This is a genomic window from Vibrio sp. CUB2 (assembly GCF_001557945.1).
Lineage (GTDB): Bacteria > Pseudomonadota > Gammaproteobacteria > Enterobacterales > Vibrionaceae > Vibrio > Vibrio owensii.
In genome coordinates, this window is the sequence record NZ_LNRB01000015.1 from 40,542 (window position 1) to 66,649 (window position 26,108).

The 26,108-nt window shown below is 41.9% G+C and carries 23 protein-coding genes and 1 pseudogene; 8 read left to right on the plus strand and 16 right to left on the minus strand.

The annotated features are described in order from the left end of the window. Positions 1-82: 82 nt before the first annotated feature. Positions 83-2,989, minus strand: coding sequence for an LPD7 domain-containing protein (locus tag ATB78_RS20655; protein ID WP_061010225.1), 2,907 nt, complete (start codon positions 2,987-2,989; stop codon positions 83-85). Then, a complete protein-coding gene (mobC, locus tag ATB78_RS20660; RefSeq protein ID WP_061010227.1) occupies positions 2,983-3,336 on the minus strand; it encodes a plasmid mobilization relaxosome protein MobC in 354 nt (117 codons plus the stop codon). The genes ATB78_RS20655 and mobC overlap by 7 nt, the downstream gene beginning before the upstream one ends. Before the next feature lie 230 nt (positions 3,337-3,566). Between mobC and ATB78_RS20665 the strand changes: the two genes are divergently transcribed. The 3 genes from ATB78_RS20665 (at position 3,567) to ATB78_RS20680 (ending at position 5,416) form a co-directional block, all read left to right on the plus strand. Further along, positions 3,567-4,046, plus strand: coding sequence for a hypothetical protein (locus tag ATB78_RS20665; protein WP_061010229.1), 480 nt, complete (start codon positions 3,567-3,569; stop codon positions 4,044-4,046). Between the two features lie 247 nt (positions 4,047-4,293). After that, on the plus strand, positions 4,294-4,992 hold the full coding sequence (stbB, locus tag ATB78_RS20675) for a StbB family protein (protein WP_081096634.1): 699 nt from the start codon (positions 4,294-4,296) through the stop codon (positions 4,990-4,992). A gap of 10 nt (positions 4,993-5,002) precedes the next feature. Then, positions 5,003-5,416, plus strand: coding sequence for a hypothetical protein (locus ATB78_RS20680; RefSeq protein WP_061010234.1), 414 nt, complete (start codon positions 5,003-5,005; stop codon positions 5,414-5,416). Between the two features lie 348 nt (positions 5,417-5,764). Here ATB78_RS20680 and ATB78_RS20685 read toward each other — a convergent pair whose 3' ends face one another. The 13 genes and pseudogenes from ATB78_RS20685 to ATB78_RS20750 form a co-directional block, all read right to left on the minus strand. Next, positions 5,765-6,085 (minus strand): hypothetical protein, encoded by a 321-nt coding sequence (locus ATB78_RS20685; RefSeq protein ID WP_011998789.1) that lies wholly within the window; start codon positions 6,083-6,085, stop codon positions 5,765-5,767. A gap of 83 nt (positions 6,086-6,168) precedes the next feature. Then, a complete protein-coding gene (locus ATB78_RS20690) occupies positions 6,169-6,453 on the minus strand; it encodes a hypothetical protein (protein WP_061010236.1) in 285 nt (94 codons plus the stop codon). Positions 6,454-7,689: 1,236 nt separating this feature from the next. Then, a pseudogene (gene radC / locus ATB78_RS29535) lies at positions 7,690-8,237 on the minus strand (DNA repair protein RadC). 1,447 nt (positions 8,238-9,684) lie between these two features. Further along, entirely contained in the window at positions 9,685-11,049 is a 1,365-nt protein-coding gene (locus ATB78_RS20705; protein ID WP_081096635.1) for a DNA sulfur modification protein DndB, read from the minus strand. Positions 11,050-11,087: 38 nt separating this feature from the next. Then, the gene (locus tag ATB78_RS20710; protein ID WP_061010239.1) at positions 11,088-11,390 is read right to left on the minus strand and encodes a hypothetical protein; all 303 of its coding nucleotides are present in this window, start codon (positions 11,388-11,390) and stop codon (positions 11,088-11,090) included. Between the two features lie 2 nt (positions 11,391-11,392). After that, positions 11,393-11,671: a hypothetical protein gene (locus ATB78_RS20715; protein WP_061010240.1), complete on the minus strand. Its 279-nt coding sequence runs from the start codon at positions 11,669-11,671 to the stop codon at positions 11,393-11,395. 9 nt (positions 11,672-11,680) lie between these two features. Continuing rightward, complete coding sequence (locus tag ATB78_RS20720) at positions 11,681-12,145, minus strand: hypothetical protein (protein WP_061010242.1); 465 nt, start codon at positions 12,143-12,145, stop codon at positions 11,681-11,683. Positions 12,146-12,147: 2 nt separating this feature from the next. After that, positions 12,148-12,534 (minus strand): hypothetical protein, encoded by a 387-nt coding sequence (locus tag ATB78_RS20725; RefSeq protein WP_061010244.1) that lies wholly within the window; start codon positions 12,532-12,534, stop codon positions 12,148-12,150. 750 nt (positions 12,535-13,284) lie between these two features. Then, the gene (locus tag ATB78_RS20730) at positions 13,285-13,722 is read right to left on the minus strand and encodes a hypothetical protein (protein WP_061010246.1); all 438 of its coding nucleotides are present in this window, start codon (positions 13,720-13,722) and stop codon (positions 13,285-13,287) included. Positions 13,723-13,944: 222 nt separating this feature from the next. Continuing rightward, positions 13,945-14,313 (minus strand): hypothetical protein, encoded by a 369-nt coding sequence (locus tag ATB78_RS20735; RefSeq protein WP_061010247.1) that lies wholly within the window; start codon positions 14,311-14,313, stop codon positions 13,945-13,947. After that, complete coding sequence (locus tag ATB78_RS20740; protein WP_240537426.1) at positions 14,314-15,624, minus strand: hypothetical protein; 1,311 nt, start codon at positions 15,622-15,624, stop codon at positions 14,314-14,316. It lies immediately after the preceding gene. Between the two features lie 132 nt (positions 15,625-15,756). Further along, the gene (locus ATB78_RS29890; protein ID WP_061010249.1) at positions 15,757-16,884 is read right to left on the minus strand and encodes a competence protein CoiA family protein; all 1,128 of its coding nucleotides are present in this window, start codon (positions 16,882-16,884) and stop codon (positions 15,757-15,759) included. Between the two features lie 87 nt (positions 16,885-16,971). Next, complete coding sequence (locus ATB78_RS20750; protein WP_061010251.1) at positions 16,972-18,063, minus strand: hypothetical protein; 1,092 nt, start codon at positions 18,061-18,063, stop codon at positions 16,972-16,974. 192 nt (positions 18,064-18,255) lie between these two features. On the opposite strand from ATB78_RS20750, the gene ATB78_RS20755 reads away from it, so the two are divergent. The 5 genes from ATB78_RS20755 to ATB78_RS20780 all read left to right on the plus strand — a co-directional run bounded on the left by ATB78_RS20755 (position 18,256) and on the right by ATB78_RS20780 (position 25,193). Further along, positions 18,256-18,708 (plus strand): hypothetical protein, encoded by a 453-nt coding sequence (locus ATB78_RS20755; protein WP_061010253.1) that lies wholly within the window; start codon positions 18,256-18,258, stop codon positions 18,706-18,708. Positions 18,709-21,581: 2,873 nt separating this feature from the next. After that, complete coding sequence (locus tag ATB78_RS29545) at positions 21,582-21,980, plus strand: hypothetical protein (RefSeq protein ID WP_155647849.1); 399 nt, start codon at positions 21,582-21,584, stop codon at positions 21,978-21,980. Between the two features lie 171 nt (positions 21,981-22,151). Then, entirely contained in the window at positions 22,152-23,987 is a 1,836-nt protein-coding gene (locus ATB78_RS20770; protein ID WP_240537427.1) for a ricin-type beta-trefoil lectin domain protein, read from the plus strand. 61 nt (positions 23,988-24,048) lie between these two features. Beyond that, entirely contained in the window at positions 24,049-24,480 is a 432-nt protein-coding gene (locus ATB78_RS20775; RefSeq protein WP_061010260.1) for a hypothetical protein, read from the plus strand. A gap of 440 nt (positions 24,481-24,920) precedes the next feature. Further along, entirely contained in the window at positions 24,921-25,193 is a 273-nt protein-coding gene (locus ATB78_RS20780) for a hypothetical protein (protein ID WP_045415864.1), read from the plus strand. A 640-nt stretch (positions 25,194-25,833) separates the two neighbouring features. Here the strand turns inward: ATB78_RS20780 and ATB78_RS20785 are convergent. After that, positions 25,834-26,082 (minus strand): hypothetical protein, encoded by a 249-nt coding sequence (locus ATB78_RS20785; RefSeq protein ID WP_045415861.1) that lies wholly within the window; start codon positions 26,080-26,082, stop codon positions 25,834-25,836. Positions 26,083-26,108: the final 26 nt, after the last annotated feature.

Here is a 26,108-nt window from a genome sequence, read left to right on the forward strand (position 1 = left end):
TAAATGAGTTAGAGCAATCTGTCAGATCTGACTAGACCTCGAATCGAACAGTGACAGATTGCATCCAGATTAAACCAAGCCACTATTTCATGCGATGACTTTGTTTTTGCTCGCTGATTTTATCGATAACGTTAGCTTGAGCATCATACGTCTTAGGCACAGGTTGAACGCCTTCCGCTTTCTTTTGGTCTATTAAACCAAACTGCACCTCCTTAACGGTGTAGTTTTTCAAAAAAGCATCTTTCTTCATAATTTGCTCGACCGTGGATTTTTCAAAACGGTTTGGCGACTCTCCGTTAATCGTCACTTGCAGCTTACCACTGAGCTTATCCCACTGATATTCAACTTCAAACTTGGTAGGCTGAAGCTTTGGTTCTTGCTGCGACAAGATATCAGCTTTTGTTACTTTAGCTTTCCCAAATTCAGTTTCGATTCTATCGCCTTTACCAACAACCGAAGGGATATTTTGATTTATTGACTTAGGTAATGCGTTTTGAGGATCTGCAAATGTCCATGCCCCTACTTTTGCTCTTCTGCTTTCTGTCTCTGGCTCAGCAGTGCGAGTCAACTCATATTGACGTCCATCTTCCATTCTTATCGCAATGGTGTCAGTAACCGTCGATTTTGGCGTGGTGGTTGTCGCTTGATTATTTGTTGCCAAACTCTGGCCAACACTTTCTAGTGAGACAGATTGCTTAAGCTCCTCCTTCCTACGAACAAAATCCGCTTCCATCTTCTTATCAGCAAACACAATGTTTAAGTCCTTACTCACAGCCACATCGATAACTTGATCTTTAAACTCCTTCGTACCATTGATTTTCACCACCCCAAACTTTTCGGCGGCCAGCGTTAGTGCGGCTGCGGTATGGTTAATGTCAGCTTGTTTACTGTGCATAACGATCTTTTCACCGTCATCACGAAATACTTTGTCTCCTGTGTTCTTGTCAGAGAAATCCACATAACGTTTTGTGTCGTTCTTGCTCGCGACTAGGTCGTTCATGGTCAAGGTGATCTGCGCAGCAGTCTCTCTCGCCTTCATGATGCGCTTAGCGCTCTCGACGGCGCTAAAGTTCTCGTTAGCTGAAACGATAGCATTGTCTTTTGTTTCTGGTGCGCGGTGGCGCTCTAGTTCATGTAGTGCCATAGGTAACTCTCCAATGTGCTCTTTGCGTTGCAAGTGTTTGAGCAATCGGATGGACTCATCGAGCGGGTTCTTTTTACCCCACCCCTGAATAACGCTATTGCTGACAAACACGATGGAATTGACGGCTTGCTGCTCTTGGCGAACTCGTTGCTGTTGCGCGAGCTGCTGCCTCTGCTTGCCGTAAGTCGTCTTTAAGATTTCTTTGGTTTCATCCCAACTCAGTCCCATGTATTTCGTGCAAAAGTCACTGACGTTATAAGCTCGTGTTTCAGCTTTTATCCGCACAGAGCCATCTTTGGCCTTGAAGTGGCTGTACTGGTCTTTGACTAAGCCATGAGAGTCGGAAAGGTGAGAAAGTAGGCTCTCGGCTTTTAGGTTTTGCCTGATAGTGCGAAAGCGACCGAGTTCGCTTTGCTCTTGCTTATTTTCTTGGAAGGTGTCGAACAATTGCGTCACGTAGCTCTCGCTATGTTGCGCCTTGGCTTTGATGCGCTTGATAGTTGCCAGTGTCGCGTTCGGGGAAGGCTTTCGGTAAACCGAAAGTCGAACTACTCGTCGTCGAGGTTCATAACCAACCCGTCGCAATTGAGGACTTCGACTGGTTTGTTTGACTGCCAAATGATCCGATGCATTATCATGCAATAGTTCTGTAGGACGACTTCCCCGTTGTCGTCCTCCTGTAGCCACATTGAGTTCGGACATACTTGGCAAGCCGTTGGGGATGTCGGTAAATCCTCTTGGGATGCCTCGTTCAAGACCAAGCTTTCGATCACGCGCCCGTCTGCTCGTTGGAATATTCCGCTGGCTTGCTCCGGCGCCTCGTTCAGAAAGTCGGGCTCCGGTGCTAAGGTTGTATTGTCGGTAATATCGTTCTCGTTGCTCATTTAAAAACTCCCCTTTTAGTTGGGTTGGCAGCGCTTTGTATTGCTCGCGCAATTTGGGAGCTGCTTGGTGAATGTACTTGACCTCATGTGACTTGCTGTTGACCCACTCATTAACCAAGCGGTTCACTTGCTTTTCGCTCGGCTTTTCCCGTTTAAGTGTTCGATGCTCGATAAACTCAGGACGAAAACAGCTGTCCGTTAAACGAACATTACGCGTTGAGCCGTGAGGTTTGATTTTGAGGTATTCGTCCGGCTTTCCAACCTTACCTATAGAGACTTCACCATGCTTCGCGAGCTCTTCTTTGAAAGCGGCCATAGTGGTGATGTTTTTGTCTTGGATAACGTCAAACAGCTCAGACTTGAGTTTGGCGTTCGCGCCTTTGAAGTTGTCACCTTTGTAACGCGCCAATAGTTTCGACTGATCGATTTTAAATACACGCTGATTATCAAATGGTGATACCAAGTTAAACTTTGAATTAATACGCTCTTGGATAGCGTCAAAATATTCCAAGTTTGTTTTGTAGAAACCATAAGGATTCAGGTTTTTATCATCGAGTAGATTTTTCTTAGGTATTACAACATGAACATGAGGAAAGCGCTCTACTACTTCCCCTGTACTCTTATCTTCGTAGGACTTAATTTTTGGAACATGAATCTCAGCGTAAATATTAAATTCTTCCTCTGTGTAAGAAGACATAATATTTCGCTTATATTCCTCATATACTTCACGAATCTTTTCTTCTGAAATATCTCTTTCAGCAAAGCTCAAAGTAACATGAAAATAATTTTCAGGTTTATCTGTTTTCGCCATTGTTTTAATAATGGTATCGGTAATAGATAAATCACCATCAATACAAATACGTTTATCTAACTGGTCACGGTGCATTTCGCGATCGGACTTCATTCCATCGCGCAAATACTCTGCAATGCCATCCTTACCACCACGAACTCGAACTAACATTTATCCATGCCTTTTTCAAAAGCGGAGCGAACACCAATCAACTCATTCATGATCTTGAGGTAGTTTCGCTCACTCACCACTTCGCCACGGTAAGCTTGGTTTAGCTTCTTGGCGATTTGGTTGATGTTATTCGAGGTTTTGTTGGCTAGAAAAAGCATGCGTTTTTGAGCATCAGTTTCCTTAACTGAACCGCTCACTTCCACCATATTTTTCTCGTTTGATAAAATAACTTTGCGAAAAAGCTCAGCCTTTTTTATGTCAAAGTTTTCTATAACGTTTTTAAACGGCTTATATTCAGAAGGTGTCAGCCTTGTTTGAATATGAATAGTGGCACTTTCTTTTTCCATAATTAAACTCGTAGAGTTTCAGGGGTTCAAGGGGATGTTATCCCCTTGGCACGCGAATGTATACATTCTACAGCGTGCCTATGGAAAAATAAAAAACCCGTTTCGGGTTTTTTATTTTCATACATTCACTAGTCTTTTTTCACATATTAAGTTAGAACTATCATATGACGAGCATTTAACCATCACAGTCTAATCATACTTATATCACTGTTTTATCACAGAGAGGGCTTATGTACTCAGAAGAAACGCTTAATAAGCTTATACAGGATATTAAAAACGACTTGGATAGCAACCTTATGCCTACGCAAGGTGTATTCTACAAGTACATTTCCAAATTAATTGCGTTTAAACGAAACGGGTTTAGTTATTCAAAAATATATGAGCACGGTCAGTTCAGCGTTGGCAAATCACATTTCTACAACTTACTTCATAAAGCCACGATGCAGACAATCGAAAGCAATGAAGTTCAACAACAACCAGACACAGCAAGCGAAGACATTAAGCGAAGCACGCTGAAGTCAAAACCACGAACTAACTTCTCTGATTCGGACTGGAAAGCAATTGGAATTCACAATGAATATTTAATCAGCGTCTTGCAAGAAACCGACCTCACACCAGAAGAAGTAAAAAGTTGGAACTGCCCTAACCAAGTTCAACTGAGCAGTCGAATATCCGAATATCGCCAACGGAAAATGAAAAGGAGCAGATAATGACCCTAGACATTAAAACGCTCTTAGAGCAAACAACCAACCAAATAAGAACTGAGCTCGAAATGGGCATTAGAAGCAAACAAAGCATCATCGATTGTCACTTGTTAGAGATTGAAGAGTTATCTAAGCAAGGGGTCAGTTACAAAAAGATAATCGAGTTAGGCAATATTCCTTTAAAGCTAAAGCATTTTCACAGCCTAATTCATCAAGCGAAGTCAAAAGTAAATAGCGCAAAAAGGAAGTGACCATGTATTTAAACATTGCTGTCGTTAACAACTCAGGAAATGTGGGCAAATCTACTATCTGTGACATTCTGTTAAAGCCACGTTTAGAGGGTGCACAAGTCGTCAAGGTGGAGACAATTAATTCTGATGGCACGAACGATGAAAAGTTTTCAGCAGAACACTTTGAAGATGTGCTCAATAAAATGGATGAGCATGACTGTTCAATCATTGATGTTGGCTCATCAAATATTGAAAACTTTCTATTGAAAATGCAGGAATTCAAAAGCAGTCATGAAGATATTGATTACTTTTTAGTCCCTGTTACCCCATCCAATAAACAACAAGTCGATTCTGTCAGTACAATTGAAAATTTAATGACGCTCGGCATCGAACCAGAGCGTATTAAGGTCGTATTTAACATGGCGAATAAAAAACTAGCTGTCACCAAAGAGTTCGCAGAATTTTTAAGTGGATTGCCATCAAGCATTTCATTAAGTGACCACCCTGTAGTCTACGAATCTACGGTGTTTGATTTACTCGCTAAAATCGACCGCCCTTTTTTGGACGTATTAAATGACAAAAGAGATTACCGTGCACTAATTCGTCAAAGTGAATCAAAAGAAGAACGCAACATTCTATCGTTTGAACGCTCAGCGCACCGCCTCGTCAATGGTTTTAACGATGAATTAGACCAAGCATTTTCTGCATTAAAACTAATCTAAAGGAAACATCATGGACAAGCTCGCCAAAATAACTAAAGAACTCACCCTTGATGAGCTCCACGAACTGCGAGAAGCAGTTCTTGCGTTAAGTGAGGCACTGAAGCTCGTTCCGAGCGAGTTTGATACCTCCTTTCAGCAAAAAATTAATCGCGTCCTCGATATCACCAGTGAAGTGGAGCACCATAGCAAGCAGCTAAGAGCTGGTATCGAACAGTCTCAACAAGCGTTTAGCAACTCACTCATACAAGAAGTGGGAAAGAGGCATGAACAGCAATTAGGCGCTATCGATAAGTGCATTTCGGACAAACTGAGCGGCTACATTCCGGTGAATAAAGGCTTCTTCTTCATCGCCTTATTCGTCAATGCGGTGTTTGTTGGCAGTCTTTTAGGCGCCGTGTTCTATCTATTGGCATTCAGACTGTGAGTGTACCTACCGGCTTTTTCACATACCCACAATCGGCAGGAGATATTTCCTCGCGGTCTCCTGTCCCCTCATGTGGATATGTGAAAAAACCTCAAAAAAAGCCACCTGTAGAGAGGTGGCGAAATAGTCATTGGCTTATGTGTCGTGGTGAAAGGGAGTGTAGTAGGCAACAACAGTCCCACACCATTCAGCCGACAAAACTATGATACATACTCACCGCCAACGATAGTGAATCAGCTTGCATAATTGTCGATAGTTGCACGGTTTCAGCGAGGTGAAGAATGAGCCTCGCTGAAAAATTTTAGCTGTGCTTTATCAGGGCATCGTTACCGATGCCCTGCCCCGTCATTAATATTCGCTTGGCAACAAGAATGTTGTCACGCTGCGATCACCTTCAGTGATGACCCAAATACGCTCATTTCCAAATCTATACGCCGACAGAATACGCAAACCGTGACGTGTAGCTTCGTCGTTCGCAACCTTATCTTCTATACACAGATCGCCCCAATCACCGTTTGTATGGCGAGCTAAACAAGGCAGCAACAATAATTCATGCGGCAAGTCACCAAGCAGCTGACTCACGCCTTGAGTCATCACAATCTGACCGAGTTCAAACTCTACAGCTGTACAAGTATAGATTTGAGTTGGTTTTTCATTTAATGTAGTCATGTTAATTTCCTCGTGAACGGTAGTTAACGGAATGCCTTAGCTTTTCTGTCGCAAGTGGAGCTAAGGCGTTTTTCTATCTGCCGTTAGTACGGCAGACGCTCAAACCGAAAGACCTTTTCACAAGCGGTCGATTCGTCAGTCACAACAAAGTCGCTTAGACGTTTCGTCACCTCTTCAAGATCAGCCGGAAAGAATCGAAAACTCTTCATAACTAGCCCCGCATTAGCAAGCTCGCTAGGGCGCACATCACTTCCCATTGCCACCTTAAAAAACTCATCTTTAGAGGCAGCCTTCGACTCCAAGTTCGAGAACTTGGTCGGTTCTGGTTGCTTAGTGATGGTTGAACGGATTACGTTTGAGTCAGTCATGGCTAGGTTTCCTTATGGAGTGAATTTCATCTTCGTCGTTGCCTGACTGTCCAACCCTCAAACATGGTTCTTCTCTGCAGGGGCGCGCAGCGTTTATATACCCTTGCAGATAAGTTCTGGTTGAGGATGGTTACAGGAAGTTGCAAGGCGATAGGGAAAATCACTAGGAAACCAATGACTGGCGAGAAGGGAGGACGCGATTTACCAGCCACTTAGCAAACATAATCGAAATGGCTTTGTGACTATGGCACTGCCATAGGAATGCTTTTGCGTTGGGTGATTGTTCACAGGAACTAAGCCGAACAGAAAGAGGGATGGCACCAAGTGAGGAACGAACCTGGTGCAAAGACCGATTTCGTTTTGAGGCTAGTTATCGTGGGAGGAGTGAAACGACGGAATGAACCGAGCGAATGCGAGAACGCCCAAACGGAACATTAATCACCATCAAAACAAATGTAATACATATGTATTACACATAAAGCATTGGACAATTAGTGCACGAAAGTTGTTCACGCCCTAACCTTTTGTTATTTAAGCTATCGAGATCGTTCTAGGAATAAACGTGGCTGTGTTAGCATGGCTTTCTTGATGTTTTTTGCAACCAAGAAAGACTGTTAAGGTTGCTAAACATACGTGCGTGATACCAATTGAGAAACTGATTACTCAATATTCATCAGCTCAAATGCGACTGTCGAATGACGAGTAGAAATGCACTGTGGTAGTCTACAAAACCGATCGATTAGCGTCATATCGACGTCAAATGATTGAGTTTAATGACACCAACACATAACCTTAGCAACAAGTTCACTTTAACAAGCATGGGAGTAACTGGTTAGCATTCGGAATAACAATTGAAGTATGATAGACAAAACAAGAAGAGAGGTAAGTTTATGAAGCGCAAATAAAAGAAAACCCCAAACATCTCTGTTTAGGGTTAACCCACGAGTCAACTAGAACAGGTTCTAAGTAAACTCTTTGATCTAAGCACCCAAAGAATAACAAAGAACCCGAAAAGTTGACATAAAATATGTCAATTTCTTCGCCACTGGGCGAAGTTAAGGCTTCGTAATGTTTGAATTTAAGAAGTTGAGTAAAAAACTACTCACAAAACTGAGAACGCTAAAGTTAAAACCTTGGGACTTAATCCGCCTTGGGTGGACAGTTAAAGAACTCATTCAATTCTTGTTCTTCGACGAGTAAAAGAACCAAAAAAGGCGGCGAATGCCGCCTTTTCTATTAAATCCAACCGCGCTCTGCGAATGAAACTGTACCTTCAAAAGAGACTACGAAGTGGTCAAGTACTTTAACATCGATAAGCGCTAGTGCATCGATTAAGCGGCGCGTAATGCGACGGTCAGCTTGGCTCGGCTCGGCTCAGCAACACCCGATGGGTGATTGTGATAAAAAATAACTGCGCTTGCGTTTTCCCCTAGTGCCTTTTTGACAACTTCGCGAGGGTACACAGAAGCGGCGTTAACGGTGCCAGTAAAAAGCTCTTCAGAAGAACGCACGCGATGCTGGTTATCTAGAAAAATAACTCCAAACACTTCATGCTCACGCGCAGCTAAAGAATAGCGACAGAAATTCTTCACCACCTCAGGAGAGCTAAGAGCTGGTTGCTCACTAATACACAACTTTGACTCAAGGATTGCAGCTGCTTCATCTAAAATAGCCTTCTCATGTGCTGTGAACAAACCAGAATCAGAATAAGCGACAGAAACCGAGCTTTGGCCACCTTCGATATTTTCTGTTTCGTCCTCTCGCTCTTCCAAAGAAAATGTCATCACGACATCATTTGAGAAGTGGTAAATACAGTCACAAAACCTAACACTCTGAAGCACGCCCTCTTTAATAGTCAGATAGATAACCATGCTTGAGTATTCCTTGTTATACCATGCAAAGAAATCCTCTTTTGCCATTACGATAGGCTCATTGTGGCGGAAACAATCATCCATCCCCATAGATTGCGTTTTTAGCGTGACGGTGTCCGCGTACGCAAGTAATTGAGCGATTTTCTTTTTGGCATTCTTGCGCAGCTTATGACCTGTAAAAGACTTTAAAAACTCATCTTTAGAGGCAGCTTTCGACTCCAAGTTCGAGAACTTGGTCGGTTCTGGTTGCTTAGTGATGGTTGAGCGGATTACGTTTGAGTCAGTCATGGCTAGGTTTCCTTATGGAGTGAATTTCATCTTCGTCGTTGCCTGACTGTCCAACCCTCAAACATGGTTCTTCTCTGCAGGGGCGCGCAGCGTTTATATACCCTTGCAGATAAGTTCTGGTTGAGGATGGTTACAGGAAGTTGCAAGGCGATAGGGAAAATCACTAGGAAACCAATGACTGGCGAGAAGGGAGGACGCGATTTACCAGCCACTTAGCAAACATAATCGAAATGGCTTTGTGACTATGGCACTGCCATAGGAATGCTTTTGCGTTGGGTGATTGTTCACAGGAACTAAGCCGAACAGAAAGAGGGATGGCACCAAGTGAGGAACGAACCTGGTGCAAAGACCGATTTCGTTTTGAGGTTAGTTATCGTGGGAGGAGTGAAACGACGGAATGAACCGAGCGCAGCGAGAACGCTCAAGCTTATGAGTTCATGGGTAAAACTAGTCAAAGATCAAGAAAAATCTTTTTATATACGGTTATTTACGAACCGATCTGAAAAACGCAATTTTCTCTCGTACGGTATCATCTTTATCCATCAGTTAGTGTCCACTTACTGATTTTTTTTATTTTGTTAGTTATCCACAAGGCACCCCAAACCTGTGCCTTGTATTATCAAATCATTCACACTATCTTATATTCCGCGACGCTAGGCACAGCAAGGTTGTTGTATCAAAGCAGTCTACAGTGTGAGTATTTTTTACACTGACTCGTTTCTGGTTATAGAAACGAAAAACCCCACCAAAAGGTGGGGCTTAAAATCGAAGCCAATCTAGAGTAGCGCCAACTACTCGAAAGTGACTACTTGTATCTTGTCGATACCTAACAAGAGAGACTATAGAACAGCAGTCACCCGATTGGCAAACACATTATTGAACCTCAAAGGTGACTATTATGCTTTTTGAAAGCTCCAAATCCTTATGTAGCAAGGTATTAAAGTCTGTCATTACGACATTGAAATTAAATCCAAATTTATGTGTCAAGGGATTGATCTACATAATAGATTTATTCAAAGACTGAACCTAACCAGAAAGGCAGCCAAGCTGCCTTTAATTTATTCAATCAATCTTATGCCGCTGTAGCCTTGTTGAAGTTTGATCGGATAGTTCGCAACACTGTAGATGGTTTGCGAATGCTGTTAACCATTACTTGAACGCTTGGTTTCGCCTCTTCTAACGTCAAACCTAAGCCACTCACAACAACCTCATACTGATCACAAAGGTTTTCGATTTGCGGCTCTGTCAGCTCAGTCCATTTGGTGCGAACCATATCAGCATAAGTATGTACACAACGCGCTTCCTCGGAACTTTCAAAGACTTCATTCAGTGGAGTATCTTCACTTGATGCACTCTCAGATACCAAAGGGAACTCAGTATCAGGGAAGTATTGGCGCTCTAATGACTGCAACTCTGGATCAACAGGACAACCCACATGACAAAGTATCCTGATGGCCGTCAGTTTAATCGCGGTGGCATTAGTCAGCATATTGCCGGTGACTTCATCGATGCAGCGCCCAACAAATTCATCGCTGTCACGGCGAATATTCAATGTTGATAAATCGGCCAGCTTATCCACGTTGCCATATTGCGCTAGCAAACATTGACCAACTACGCCAAGAGCATTCAAGAACACACCATGCGAAGAGATATAACCGGCACGAAACTCATCGGCAGAATCTTCCCAATTGCGGAATGCATGCCACAGTAACGGCTTGGCACACGCTTGCCAAAACTCTCGGGCGATGCCGCGCTGTTCATCGGTTAACTTGGCATTGGCTTTAACACCAATCAATCGAGCAGTAGCATCTTTAAGAATTTTGACAGGAAATAGGTAATCACTGTTTTTACCAATAACGTTACGCTCAAAGTCCACCAAGTCTACAAACACGGCAAGTTCCTTTGCCATTTCAACCACAAGCTTTGGTAAGTCGTCTCGCTGGTTGTACGTGTCGCTAATACTGGTACTTGGCTTCACTGTGTGGCCGTTAATGTCGGAGAAGGCTTGTTGACGCTCTTCTAAAGTCATATCTACAAACAGCATCAAGGGGATATTGTCGGCTCTAAAATTAACATCGTGATTAATGGCATCGATGATCGCCGTCGTTCGGTGTTGTCCATCAAAAAGTAAGATTTCGCTGTCCATATTCACTTTGAGCAAGCCAACATTGGCGTGCTCGGACTCGATGAACTCTGGACGTTCGTTGATTACACCACTGAGTGACGTCAACACATAACTATCGTAGTTATCTCGAATGTACTGCGAAATTTTCTTAGCGCGTATTGGGTTAACGTCACGTTGAGAGCGAGCCAATACGTTGCCCGTATCGAATGCCACAAGGCGCTTCAACACACCAAACGGTGCATTGATGGTAAAAAACTCACGTCCAGCTTGGATGCCACGTACAGCAGGGATTTCAAAACAGTATTCAGACATAACAAATTTCCTTTTCGATAATAAAATGAGGGGATTAATTAAAGTTGGCCGTGCCAAGCTTCTTTCATGGCTTTAATGGTTCGATACGACTCATTGCACAGCCAATCTCCCCACATGGAATAGGTTTCAACGAAGTACAAAGGCTTACCGTCCACATTGGAGTAATTCAAACAATGGTAGATATGCACTTGATGCTTACTTGACCAATTGTGGACGTTGCATTTCTTGCCATTATCATCGTCATAGAAATCAAAACGGCGCTTAGGTGTGATAACCGCTTGCTTCTTAAAGTCACGACCTGTTAGCTCTGACAGCGCTGCAAAATGAATCGGTGCTTTCATGGTTATTCTCCTGTTGAGCGCTGAATGCGACGGTGGTGTTTTAATTTGACTGGCCTAGGCATTAAGCCAAGCTTTCGCAGTTCGCAGGCTTTTTCCATAATCGTGTGAATGGTTCTGCCTAATGCGAAACTCACTTGTTCCGGCCCATCCAGTTCGTAACGTTCAATCAGGTAACTTTGATCTATCGTCTTCCAAGGCAACCCATGATTGGGGTGATAGTCTGGGTGATACTGCATTCGGCCATAAGCGTCGTAAGTCACTGAAATAATTTTGTTTTTCATATCATTCCCTTACAACGCTAGACGAATATCGAAGTTGAAGCCTGTGCAGTAAAAAGCCTCACCACGCTTTTGAAAGCGCAAACCAGGGAACACTGAACCGTAAGAGGCATACACAATCACTTCCTCCGCGTTCTCACGTAGGCGCCACTCACTTAGCTCAATGTGACCATCTAGCTCTAACAAAAACTCGTAAATGTCGTGACGCTGAAAGACTCGCTGACCAATATCAGGGCACTGAGCTTTAATCGCCTCTTGTAGTCCTTGATCTTTCAACTCTGCTACATCACTCAACTGCTCTGGACTCTTACCACGACTGAACATCTTCAAGTGATTTAAACGCTCCGTCATTTCTAGGCGTTGTGGTGAGACGATTGGCGTATTCGATGCAACTGCACCTTTTACTGACTGACGCATTGCCTTCACTTGCTTGTGAAGCACCACTGAACCTGCGGTGTTGTTTGATAGATGTGTCATGCTTAATCCCTCGCTTCTAAGTTGAAGTTGATGGTGGTATCAATCAAAGTGGCACTGAGCGCTTTAGCAATCTCGCCACACTCTTGTTTGATTGCAGAAACAGAAAGTTGCGATGGCAGGAAGTTCTTAACGTGTTTTTCATTGCCAGACACATCTATGGCCATCAACATAAAACCGGCTTCACGTTGCTCAATCGGCGTCTCCCATGAGCCAAAATGTTCACCACGTAACACCACACTGACCACCTTTGACGGGTCAAGATGATTCGATAAACGCTCCAGTAAACACCAAGAGCTATCATTTTTTGGTGAGCTTTCGTGCTCCAACGTCGAAACGTTGGTCGCTGAGTGAGATTTAGAGAGAGTTAGGGTTGAGTTTTGTCGCGTCATAAGATTTTCCTTGCTGTTTGAGTATCACTTTTATGGAGCCGCTTGGCTGTCCGGCCTCTCTCCATCGCTGCGCTTTGACAAGGGGCGAGTAGCCCTTAGCAACTTGTTGCTCTAGGGATATCGCGTGCACTTCCCTTGCAAACAAGGCGTGGTGAGAGACGGTTAAACAGCTTGCGAGCCCATCAAATGATGCGAGTCGAAAAGGATTATCGACGCCGACAAAGTCACCCTTACTCGAACTTAATTGAAGGCAGTGAAATGCTTTTGCGTTGGGTGATTGTTCACAGGAACTAAGCCGAACAGAAAGAGGGATGGCACCAAGTGAGGAACGAACCTGGTGCAAAGACCATTTTCGTTTTGAGGCTAGTTATCGTGGGAGGAACGCAGTGACGGAATGAACTGAGCGCAGCGGTGTGCCGCCCAGCGAGAACGCCCAATGTTTTGTGTAAATAGACTTTGTCTGTAAGAATACAAAATAGAGAAAACGGGAAATGAAAAAGTGATGAGTAAGACTTCAGAAAAACGCCACTACCATGAAGTAAACGGCATAGAACGGGTAGAATATCCCTGTAAATGTGGTCAAGGTTTCTATCGATATGATCCAGACGGAGAACGCTCAACTCATAACCAATTGCCACATCGATGCACCAAATGTAATGAGCTAGTATTCTTTAGCATCCCCTACCCTGCACTGAGGTATAAGGGACGTATATTTGTAGATTGGGAAACAGTGAGAGGGCTTGGCTAAACCTACTCACGAAACTTCAACTGCTCGCCAACAGTACCTAAGTTAAAGAGCCCTACCTGCTCAGAAAGTTGGTTTACTTGTTCGATATCGATACCATCTAAAGCGCTTTCATCAGGCCAATCGAACGCGCCTAGTACAGTAAAATGCTTTCCTAACTCTTTATATCCAGCTTTGTTTAGTGAGCGCTCAAGCTCTAATGATTCTTTTTCAGTACATGCCTGATGCTTCAAATTATAGATATACAGCACAACATCAATCTTCTGCTGTTTAGTGAGCGAATCGAACCACTCATTGCGAGGAAATAAAGCTTCGCTTTGCTCCTCCTGCTCTATGCATTGCTCTTTTTTGATAATCCAATCATTAGCCGCTTTTCCAGTCGTATCGGACGCACAGCCGGATAAGGCCAACCCCATAATCAATAGAAAACTATAACGATGCATTTGCTACACACTTCCAAAATTTCTGTTCTTCGCCAACCGTAACCCAATCATGCTCCTGATGACACTCGATATATAGAAATGAAAGAGAACTCACGCGCTATGACGATGGCAACGGTTGGAAGGACACACCTAAAGAAGCATAACGTCAAAATGGCAGTGACATTTTGACGTTATCTACAAGTAAGACTTGACTGGGTTCGCACTAAAAGAATTTAAGTTAAATCAGAATGAAATTCCTAGCCCTCTTTCAAGAAAAGCTAGAAAGAAAACCATTATCCAACTCCAAAGCCCCAAAGCATTCCACCACATAAAAGCCTTAAATTTTTTAGAATCGGTTTGCTCACGATGTCGAATAAAAGGATAAGCAATACAGTAGTTAATAAACCGACTTCCGACATCCCAAGATGCTTGATACTTCGGGCGCATATAACCTTTATCGTCATAATACTTATTTAAATCTTTAGCTAACTGCTTATCTATGAAAATAATGTGTTTAAAGCTACCTAGCGAGATCACAGGTAATACAAGTACCGATGGAAAACACCAGATGATAGCAATAACACCGAGAACAGCTATCAACCAATCCAGCATTTATTCATTCCCCAAAACATCTTCAACCTTTTCATAGATAACATCGACCCCCCATTTACCAGCCGTTGTGCCTGCGACACCACCGACAAGACCACCTGTAACCGCCCCACCAATTGCAGCAATAGCCAGAACCGGAGCAGATGCGGTTACGCCAATAATCAAAGCAATGCCAGAAACGGCAGCGACAGCAAGCCCAACGCCAGCACTGCCCCCTTGAATACCACCAACGACACCACCAATAAAACCTACAACTTCACGTGTTGTTGTCTTACCACAATCCCCCGAACCATCGACCTTACATGCCTCATAGATATTGTTCATACCACTGCCAGCACCAACCACTAAACCGACATAGCCCAAACCTCTAGACGCCATGATACCTATCGAAATATTGCCAATGCGCTTACCAAGCTCTTTCACAAAGCCTGTTTTTAAGATTTCATCCGCATTGTGAATGACGGACTTAGTGGAGAGTTTGAGATTACGCTTGATTTGCGTGTAAATAGGGAGTTGAACACTGCGTTTAGAGAGCATTGCAAATGAGCCATCGAGCTTTTTAAACAGATCAGCACGGTCAGCAACGAATGTACCGTAATTCATCCCCATACCACCGGTTCGACTCGCCATTGCGACTTGAGAAACATAGAGGTTGTTGATCTCTAACAGCACATTTTGAATGTTCTTTAAGTTTTGTTCGACAAGTGCAGCAGTTGCCCCAACACCTGTGCCTACTTGGGCATAGAAATCCGTCGGTAAACCATCTGTGCGAATTTTTTCATCCAATTGATGAGAGAAAAGTTCAAAGTGACGGTTAAGGGTGACCACTTCCTCATCCAGAAGTTTACCTAACTCAGTGCTGGCAATCTTGGCTTCTTCTAACCACTTATCGAGTAAACGTTGCTCTTCTGGTGTTTGTGGCTTAGTGGTAGGGAGTAGAACAATTTCCCCCTGACGGACGGGGTCGTTAAGATGAATATTGCACTGTTTGATGGTTTGTTTTTGTTCTTCCGTAGTTTCTGAGGTAAAAAGACTTCCCCACAGCTCATCTTGTGACTGCGTTACGGGAGATTGCATCCACCCAAGCTCAAATGCTACTTGCTGATCATCTCTCTTACGAGCCCATCGGTCATAGTCTTCTTGGGTAAAGGTCAGCTCCGCTTGGCGCTCTCGTAGCTGACGCGCTGCCCGCCCTCTAACCGTTTCCTCTCGAACTGGTGGTTTTATTACTGCCTCTTCATCATGAAGAGGCTTGTACCCTCCCCCTGAAGAACTCAACGGCTTTTTCTTTTTATCCAAAAAATCATGTGGCATTAGACACCTAACTTCCAATAAATATTGCTATTAAGCCATCATAACGGCTCTTTTAAGTGGGTGTTATGGTTCATATGGAAAATCGCCGACTTCACTATCAAAACGCTCACTTTGCAGCATAGCGTAATAGCATCAACTCATTGTTTTGAGAACGTCATAGACCTTTCGAATAGTATTAACAGCACGACCAGTTTCCGCGCTCGCTTTCCGAAGCGATAGCCCGTTCTCATGAGCCCTGACCACATCGGGGTAATCTTCCAGTAAAGTATCTGCTTTTTTGCTTGGCCGACCCAAGTGCTGATCATTGAGCAACTGAGAACGACGCTGGCCGCCTCGAATCTTTCTTTGGTGATGGCGGTACGTAACAGCGCATTCGTGACCGTTCACCTTGCGTTTACCAAGGTTGCGAATATCTTCGTTTAGTAAGTGGGGAGGAATACTTAATAGGTCACTGTATTCAGTTAGAGAGCCTAGTTTGTGTTGTTGTGGTTGCATCAACTTCAACAAGCGCTTTTCTAAGCTCCCAAAGTGATGAAAGAACCCAAGCGCTTCAATATTCTGTATGCGACCAAACTTCTCTAAATCACGGCAGATCTCCGGCGTTCGCTCTTCTATGCTTCGAGTTGTCATTCCGACTTTGATCAGCGGGTAACAAACCCCATCTTGCTCCAATCTGATCCGCAATACATACAGGTGTTGTTGCAGAATAGTCGCTAGGCGAAGTCGGAAAAATTTAGCGGTTTGAGTGTCATTAACTACATCATGTGCGATCAACTGCTTTTCCTTCGCTACAAATAGCGCCTCTTGGAGCTCTGCATAATCAGGCATGGACAAGTATCGCCCCGCGCTAGAATTGAGAGTGAGCAACTGTTTAGCACTCTTTGAGAGTCTTGGTTTGTCATCTCCTTCTTGAAAGTCAACGAGTCCTGAAACGACCAGTTCATCGAACACAGCCCTTTGCTTCGACGATAACCAAGTTCGACTAAAAGAACGCCATCGAGATAGCTTTTCAAGCAAAGTAATCTCGGTCTTGGAAAGCCCCATATCCACATCAAACAAAGGTAAGGCTGTCATCTGCAATATTGCTTTAGCATCAGCGCAAGTTTGGCTGTCATGGGCAAAATGATGTTCCTTTTGTGACCCTTTCTTGGCAATCAAGCCTTGTCCACAGAACGGACAACTTAACGGGACGCGGCCAGCACTCACTTCGTGAATACTCACTAGATCGCCTTGTTCATTTACACCATGACTTAAAAACATAGTTCACCCGTATCACGAAAGTATGTGTGAATAACAAAGAATGTCAGAGTACCAAGAGGACAACATACTTTCTTGATACACCACATCTTAATTCTCTTGATACTGCATTAACTGACCTTCTAGTTTCGCACTCAGCTTTTGAACTTCACCAAGAGAAGCTTGTGTCTCTAACAGAGCGATGTTCTTCTTGTTTAGCTCCGAATTTAAGCTTTCAATTCTACTTTCAGCGCGAATATGTGCTGCCTTCTCTTCATCGAACTTACCTTGTAACTGCTCATTAGTAGCCTTTTGATTGGCGATCTGCTCGGTTAACGAACCAACCTGCCCTTGCAGCGAGCCCAGCTCTTTTTCAGACGTTTTCAGGCTTGCATTCAGCTTCGCCATTTCCTCTGACTTCTCTTCTAACTGCTTACCAAGCTGCTCCGCTTGGCTTTCAGACTTCGCTTGCGCTTGCTGAGATGAAGAGAGATCACTCAGCGCCGCTTTTAGTTCTTGGCCTGTTTCTGATAGCTGCTTGTTTAGTGACTCAACTTGGCCTTGAGCTTTCGCTTTGTCCGATTCGGCAGTATTAAGCTGCTTTTGCATCGATGCGATCTGTTTTTGCATCTCGACTAAACGTTCATCACGCTCAGAAACGGTATCAAGCGCCGCTTTCGTTTCACTCTGAGCAACATTCAACGCAGCATTAAGACGACTGCTCTCTTTATGCTCCTGCTTTAACTGCTCTTGTAAGTCAGCATTTGCTTCAAGCGCATCTTCTAACTGCTCGAACGCTTTATCTTGCTCTTGGATCGATTCCGCTTCGCGCTTTGCTGCATTTGCAGCACGTTCGTTTGCTTCTGCAATGGCTTGGTTAAGACGCTGCTCAACAGTGTAATGAGCGTGGTCGTTGATCTGGTGAACAAGCTGTTCAACATCACCAAGCATGACCGACAGTCGCTCAGCGATTTCTGGCGGCAACTCCTGATGAGTAATGGTTTGCTCAGTAGAGTCTGGAAGCATTGGCGCTAGGATTTCACCAGAATCCTCAAGAGCCTTAAACGCAGACATTAAGGCAGACGGACGGCCTGTACCAATCTTGTTACGCAGTGACGTTCCGTTGATGTTTTTACCCTCAACTAAAAGCGCATTTGCGGCTTCTATGACTTGCTGATCTGAAAAAGCTCTTTCTCTGGCCATGTTCCGTTCTCCTGTCACGTTCAAAGTTTGTTTGTACGTTTGTTATTATACAAACAAACCAACATACATACAAACAAATAGACCAAAAAATAACCCGACTTTTCCTAGCAAGGGATTTGGGGGTCTGAAATTCCCTGTACGCGAGCACACAACCGTCGCAAACTGACTACAACAACACAGGAGAAGAAAGAAATGAAAGCAGTGAGACTAGAGGAAGTAGGAAGCATTATGCGTTGGCGTGATCGCTCTAGCGCCAAAGACGGGCACTTACAGCGAGAAATGTTTGATAAGTACATTACGTTAATGGTCGCATGGGAGCGATTGAAGCGCGGCATCGCTACCGAACGCGACCAGTTAATCTGCTATCAAATCCATAAAGGTTTGATGAAAGGGTTATGTCAGGGCGACAAAGTGCCTTTGATGCACTTAGGAGCAAGAGTGGAAAGCATGGTAGAACCAGACAAACGGATAACCTTGCGCAAACCGATGAAAATACACCAGGCGATAGCTTGGGTCGCTGACATGGACGGCAGAAGTCATGAAGCGGTAAGAAAGCAGTGGAACAAGTGGAGGAACGCAACGCAGGATGAGAAAGACGATGTAACTCGGAAATTCATGAGCTGCAAGGACGCAGACTTTACCTGAATGTCTTTAGAAGGAAAGAGACGAATGTCTCTTCCTTACCTTAGTGCATATTAAAATAGAGTATTCAATATGGCTTTCAATAGGACACCAGTGGCAATAAGCCACGCAGATAAAGCGCTTAACAACTGGAGCATGTGTTCTCCTTTTTAGTATCGTCCAACCCTATGTTGGTTGCTTCATTCTAGTAAGAGCATTCGATAAAAACAACGGCGAAAACAGCGTAACTAACTGAATTGCATTACATTAATTGCAATACAACTTAACTAAATTGCACAATTGAAAAGTACGTTAGGAAGAAATTCACTTTCTATAGATGTGATTCACATCAACATTCTCAAAATAGAAAAGTGATCATTTTATGGGTTACAGGTCGAGATCGCGATGAAATAAAAACGAGTTACAAACACTTAACAATCGGCAAAAAACTGTAATTAACTTACAGAATAAATTTGAAGGTTCTAAGAGAAGAAAATTATCGATTTTGCCCTTTTGGTGAACAGACAAGAAGATCAGAGCTAAAAGTACACCTCAATTTTGCTATTTAACGTAATCGGCAAAAGCCGATCTTAAAATAAAATACCGTTGTTGCGACAATTTTAAAATGTCACAGTGTGCCGCAAGTTAGAAGCCCCACTCCGCACCAGTAATCATATCCCCCCCTAATCCTAGGCAAGAGAACCATGAGAATGAGGGTAACACTGGATAAGACAGGCCTTAATACGTTTAGCTAATTGATGTTGGTTATTCTCCCTAGCCTCTTTCAACTGATGCTCTAAATCCGATTGAGATAACTTTTGAGGCGGACGTTGGCAATGATTGTACCATCCACATGTAAAAGTATCAGGGCAATAAAAACCCTTGTTGCTCAACTTTATTCTCAGAAGACGAAAACATTTAGGACATGGGTGTTCTGACTTTTTGTACATAAATCAACCTATCGAAGCGCTTGTGATAACCAACCTTTTACAACAGTAGAGCACTGCATAAATGACTCGTGTCCACAAAGTGCTGTACTTGAAAGAAAGCAAGAACAACAACTGACCGAACACATTTTATCTTGTGATGGCATCATCAAAAAAATCCTCATCCATCGTTATGGGTTATTTGATACTCCCCCAAAAATCTCTTCAAGAAACCGGAAAAGCAATGAGGCTATCTGCAGAGCGGGTTCGTCAGTTGCAAAAGCGAGGTGAAGGGCGTATCCGACAAAAACTTATTGCGGCAAGTTAACCTTAATTTATTGCCCAATATCGCACTACGTGGACATCAATATGCCTACATGTCACCTCTACTAACAGACGTTTCCTCTAGTCGCTAGCGACAATATCACTTAGCAATGGCCCCTACGTAGCCAATATACATATTTAGAAGAACCTTCCGTCATATTCATACCGAAACGATACTAAGGATGGGCACTAAATCGTATCAACGTAACTTTAGTGCAAACTTGTTCAAAAATGAACCTGACCATGTAATTTCCACTTACCCCACCACTACGACAAACAAAAACATCATAACCTTCAAAATCGAGAGCGGTCATCACGCACCTAAAAATAAATAATGGTGCTACCTTAAGAGTGAGGTGAGCTCAGATGAAAGGAAAACAGCTTGTGTTTCTCTATAGTGTTGTCGGTGTAATCAAATGGTGTTTTTACAATATAAACGGACTTAATGACTCCATTACTAAAGTTTCGCATCATACAACAACTATTTACATTTTAATCATCGATGGCATAGCACGTACTAATAGTATAATTGTCAATGTAATTAATTTCCTATTTTAATACGCATTAAACTTGAGTATATCTTTCACAAATTTAAAGATTTTTATTGTTGTTTCTATTCATTTATATCATTAACTAAATAAAGTAATTACCTGTCCAAGTAACCATCATAAGCCTTACCTTTCACCAGTAGTCTACTCTAAACATAAGACATTATACGAATAAAAATAAAGCAACTAGCATATGAATGAATCTTGATTTTTTGCCATTAACATTTCACATAAATGAGGACGACATTCTCTAACTTAAATGTAAAAAAAACCACCGATATGAAAACGGTGGCTAAAAGAGGCATCGACTGTTGTAACGTCTAATAGACTAGGTAATCGAGCCTGAGTGAATAGAGTAAGCAACGTCACCAGCCTACTCTACATACTGAAGATAACCATTCTCGATATAAGTTCAAATAAAGATCATTTTATTTATTAATGTATTATCTCTTTTGCAATAACTGCCACATAAAAACCATCAATAAATTTAAAAACTATCAATAAAGACACGCAACAATAAAACCTTAACATCTTCTTTATCAATATTACTGACGACTACGGTTAATTTTTATCGTACCATTTTAAGAAAGTGAAATTTTTATAAAAACACTTGCAAATATAAAATTGATTGATTACTTTCGTAATGTCAGTTGAAGAGAGCTTGGTTGACCACTCCACTTCCTAGGCTCCTGACTTTTTAAAAGAAAAATATCTTTTACCACCTATGGCATAGGTGGTTTTTTTTGCAAAAAGTATGACTTTAACGTGGTAGAGGGCGCTAACTTCGTTACAACAAATTTATGAAACAATCTAAGTGAGCAGCAATAGAAATTTCTCTGATACTGCCGTTCTTAGAATCTGGGCCACGACCGGTAATCTTGAATATGTACTGCGCCTGGCAACGCCCCCACCATTAGCATTTACTAAATTAGCAATGACCACATATAGAAAAGTCGATTGCGAACAATTCCTATACACTCCCTCATTAAATTATCGAACTGTAATTAATTATGTAAATTATTGCGACGCGCTTCATTGAAATAAAAACAATAATCATTACCATAATCAATACATTACACAACAATCATGCGGAATATTTATGAACCCAAAAACTTTACTTTTAGTCACTACATCTCTCCTTTCACTATCAGCACACTCTGCAAATGATGTCTATGGCACTGTCGATGAGATATTTTTAAGATCAGGAAATACTGGCGACAACTATATTGCATTTAGAATAAATGTAATGAAGGATATTTCATATTTTGAAAACTGCGTAATAGATTCTGATAACCTTGTATGGAAGGTTGATCAGTCTTCCCCAGTATCCCAATATCAATATGGCATAATTAAAGACTCCTATAAAAATCAACTTCCTATCAGAATCATTGGTACTGACGGGGTATGCAATCAAGGAAATGTATATTCAGATAAGGTCTATGAAATCAGCCCTTGGTCTTGGGGCTATCATTTATCTAATCGAGAGATTTCAGAGTAAATACTTTGTCAAGACCAAATTCATTATTTATACAATTGCAATTAAACCATTCATAGACAAAGAACCCAAGAGCCACTCTTGGGTTCTTTATACTACCTGATATAAGAAACATCATAGTCTTAATTGATAACTTCGTATTTAAAATCTAATCAAATTATTATTGGAGTAAGAATGAATAGAACAATGATCTTGCTGATGATTTTTTCTAGTTTCTCAGTTTTATCTTCCCCTTTAGAGAAAGATGAAATTAATCAGTTTTTATCTGAGCTTCATACAGAGCCGCAAAGAGTTATGAATGAAATTCCAAAAAAAGAAGGAGATATTTACCTAAGTCACAAACAAGAAATCTTATTCAAGGATAGAAACCAAGCTCGAGATATGATTATAGAAAAATCAAACACTGTCATATCTCCAAGAGTTTCAATAGACTATGCGGTAGATGACCCAGCTAGACTCGTCGACTCTGGTCATCACCTGTTGCGAAACTTACACACACTGCATGCTTTAGCGCCTAATGAGAAGCGATTAGAAAAACAACCATGGTCTGATAGTTATTGGCCTTTGTATTCTGGAGGGATCGCACTGCGCTATGCTGATGAAGAAATACAAGGACAATCTTGGCAACAGTTTTTCGACCTATCGAATATAATAAAGCCTTGGTATTCTTATGGAGGATTAGAACGTGATAAGCTCTCTCCCTCTGAAAAATATGATTTATTAGTAGGAGATGATTCTTTTTCATTAACACATTCTTCTTGGAATGATGGGAAGAAATACTTTGACACCCTAGGCAAAGTTGAACGCTGGATGGGATTGTGCCACGGATGGGCAGCGGCATCCTATATGCTTCCGAGGCCTATGCACTCAGTCAGCACCCTAAGTAAAACTGGACAAAGCATCACTTTTTATCCATCTGATATAAAAGCTCTCGGAACCCTGCTTTGGGCTCAATCTTCATATAACACGAAGTTCATTGGTGGTCGTTGTAACACTGAGAACCCTCAAACAGATCCTAATGGAAGAATTATTGATAAAGACTGTATTGACACAAACCCAGCAAGTTGGCACTTATCTGTCTTAAATCAACTTGGAGTATCCGAACGAAGTTTGATCATGGACGCAACTTACGATTATCAGGTTTGGAATCAACCTGTTATTGGTTATGACGTGGTTTTTTTTAATCCCCAAAGTTTTGAAGCCTCCTATGCGCCTGAAGACGCGACGATCCTAATTCAAGATTATCAGAGAGATATGTTTAAGCAGTACCGCTCTGTACATACTAAGTCAATTGTTGGTGTAAGAATGACCGTTGAATACATGGTTGAAACGGGGCAATCTCACCGGAAGTTTGATTCACCTGATTTCGACGGAATAGCGAAAGTGACATATTATTACGATCTGGAGTTGGACGAGTATGGCCATGCGATTGGAGGCGAATGGTATCAAAACGCTCACCCAGATTTTCTCTGGACTCCAACCCCAGACGCCCAAGCCATATCTTATTACGATGTGGAAGGGTTTTGGGATGTTACTCAACCAATCCCTCAACATTGGGAAGAGGCTGCAAAAAACTCTTCACGATACTATCAGCCTTTGAGTTCTATTGTGAATACTCTATTCAGTGCATCATCAGCTAGTAATAACAATAATTGGCAACAGTTAGTGACAAGTGAATCTATTTGTTTAGATGTCGAAGGTGGAAGACCATTTGTTGGGGCTCGGATAATTGGTTGGCCTTGCCATAGCGCCGATAATCAACTTTGGCAACTTGATTCAGCTTCAAATTTGGTCACTAAACTGTCAAGTTCTTTATGTTTAGATCAAGAAGGTTCGAGCGTTTTTCTGCAAGAGTGTAATGATCAAAGTTCTCAGAAATGGTCCTTAGAACAAGGCTTTTTAACCAATATGACAGGGGCAAAGTTAGTTTGGAGTGCAAACTCAGGTCTTGTAACCACAGGTAGTGGGCAAACTAGGTGGCATTGGAATAAACCTAATCTTATTTTTTAACCTATGAGGTAAGTGAGTAGTAATATTTTCTTCGCTATTAATTATCCAGTGGCGGGGGTCTATGAGCTTTCCTTTTCTCAGTGCGTTAACAAACATTCTTTACAATAAAAAGTTCGAGATTAAGGATGTTATTTATAAAATCATGACTCTCTCACCAGTTGTTAATAGAGGCATATTACAATTTATGAACTTTGATGAAGTTATTATAAGAATAGATCATTCAGAAGTAGAAAAGGATGAAAATTATTGGGAGTTATTTAATTCAAGTAAAGACTACTTAACCGAAACATCAACAGTATGGGGGAAAGAGTTTCTAAAATTTAATGACCAATATGTAAATATCGAAGAATGGAGAATAATGATTAGCTTATTTATAGAAAAAGCAAATGAAATTTCTTTTTTTCCATTGCAAAAAAATGAGTTAAGGGTAATAGTTAATCATGTATATATATATACATGGTATAAAATTAATAAAACCCAAACATTTCATTAGCGCTGATTATCTGCCACAACTGATTTTAATAATAAGACTGCATACAAATAACTTAGTTAACAAAGTTTATTCAGTTCCTATAGCTACTTTTGGTTACGACTCCAAGTGCAATTAACAAGAGTCCTGATAGCCCTTTCTTCATTTAAAAAAAGTACTATATGGTTCCCTTCACTAGGCTCTCTCCGGTAAACTTTACTTAACACAATGAGCTTTTTATATTGAGCAACGATTGGTTTTGAAATATTGAATTCACACATCGTATTACTAAGCAATGACACCCATCCCCGGATGAATCGGAAGGAAATACAACCGACTAAAAGCCACGGCACTGTTATTTACGAACCAACTTCACAACAAATTTTAACTTTCCATATGGCGCGAGCAAGAAGCATGTTCCATAATTAACGCAACAAAATATTCTCGTTTATTTGGAGGTCTCGATGCGCCGTTTACACCCACTCGATTCACTGTTGATTAATCTTCTTGGTCAGCAAGGTCTAATTAAAAGAGAAGCACTGAAACATCTCAATGATAAGGTATACCGCCTTACCCCCGAAGAGATCAAACTCGTTAAACAAAAAGAATTACGCGCAGGTCAAAAAGCCAAAGAAGCTTACATTAAACAACTTCTTGAACATAAACGTGAAGTATTCTTCACTAAGCTCAGCCATGAGCTGAATCATTCTTTGCAACCCCAAGATAAATCAGCGTGATAGCCTGGTAACCATATTGCGCTTGGAGATAACCAACCTAACGATAAAACCCAAACTGACATCTGCCCGGTTCATAGTATCAATGAACAACCATTCACGTGACGTGACTTCCGCATAACCTGAACTCAACAGCGTCGTATTAACCTGTTCAATACTAACCATTTACTCTCCTTAAAAAAGATCCCTCACAAGCTTCAGATAAAGAGCTATCTCGGTATCATTCATCACTACACAGTAAATGACAGAGTACCGTTTCGCTCTGTAGACAGCATTATTATGCAGGGCGAAAAACAGGCACCTTAACGAGTAAGCTCTAACACTGACTGTTTGGACTTAACAAGACTTTTCCTTCGATGGTATTGAGTGTTGAAGGACCAATATTGTAACGACAAGAATCCCCTTCAACATATATTGTATTAAGCAAGTTATGTTCGAGGTAGGTAATACGCACGTTACCTTTATTTGGCGAAACAATAATGATCTCTACAGGGGATGAACCTTTGGATAGCATAGAAGTGCTTTGGCAACCAACTATCGCGCTAGAAAGGACAAAATACAAAACTTTACGCACTATCGCTATCCAACCTTAATACTATGAAATAAAATAGGTTTATTCAGAGTTTTTCTAAAATCTTAGACTCTATAATACATGAATACAAACCTTACGTGTTTGCTCTACAGAAGACATAATCAAGCAAAAATCAACGCCATCTTTAACCGTTTCAATCAGATAGAACGGTTCAGTTTTACCATTTAGGTAAACGGTGATGTGTCGCTGAGAGACCGTCAAGTCGTAATAGCATTGCTTACTTGCCAAACGAGTGCCGCATACAGTAAAGCCCTCCTCACTAGCATACCCACGAATCATCTCAAACAACTTTTCGAGCATCAAAATACCGTTCATTTTACAAATAG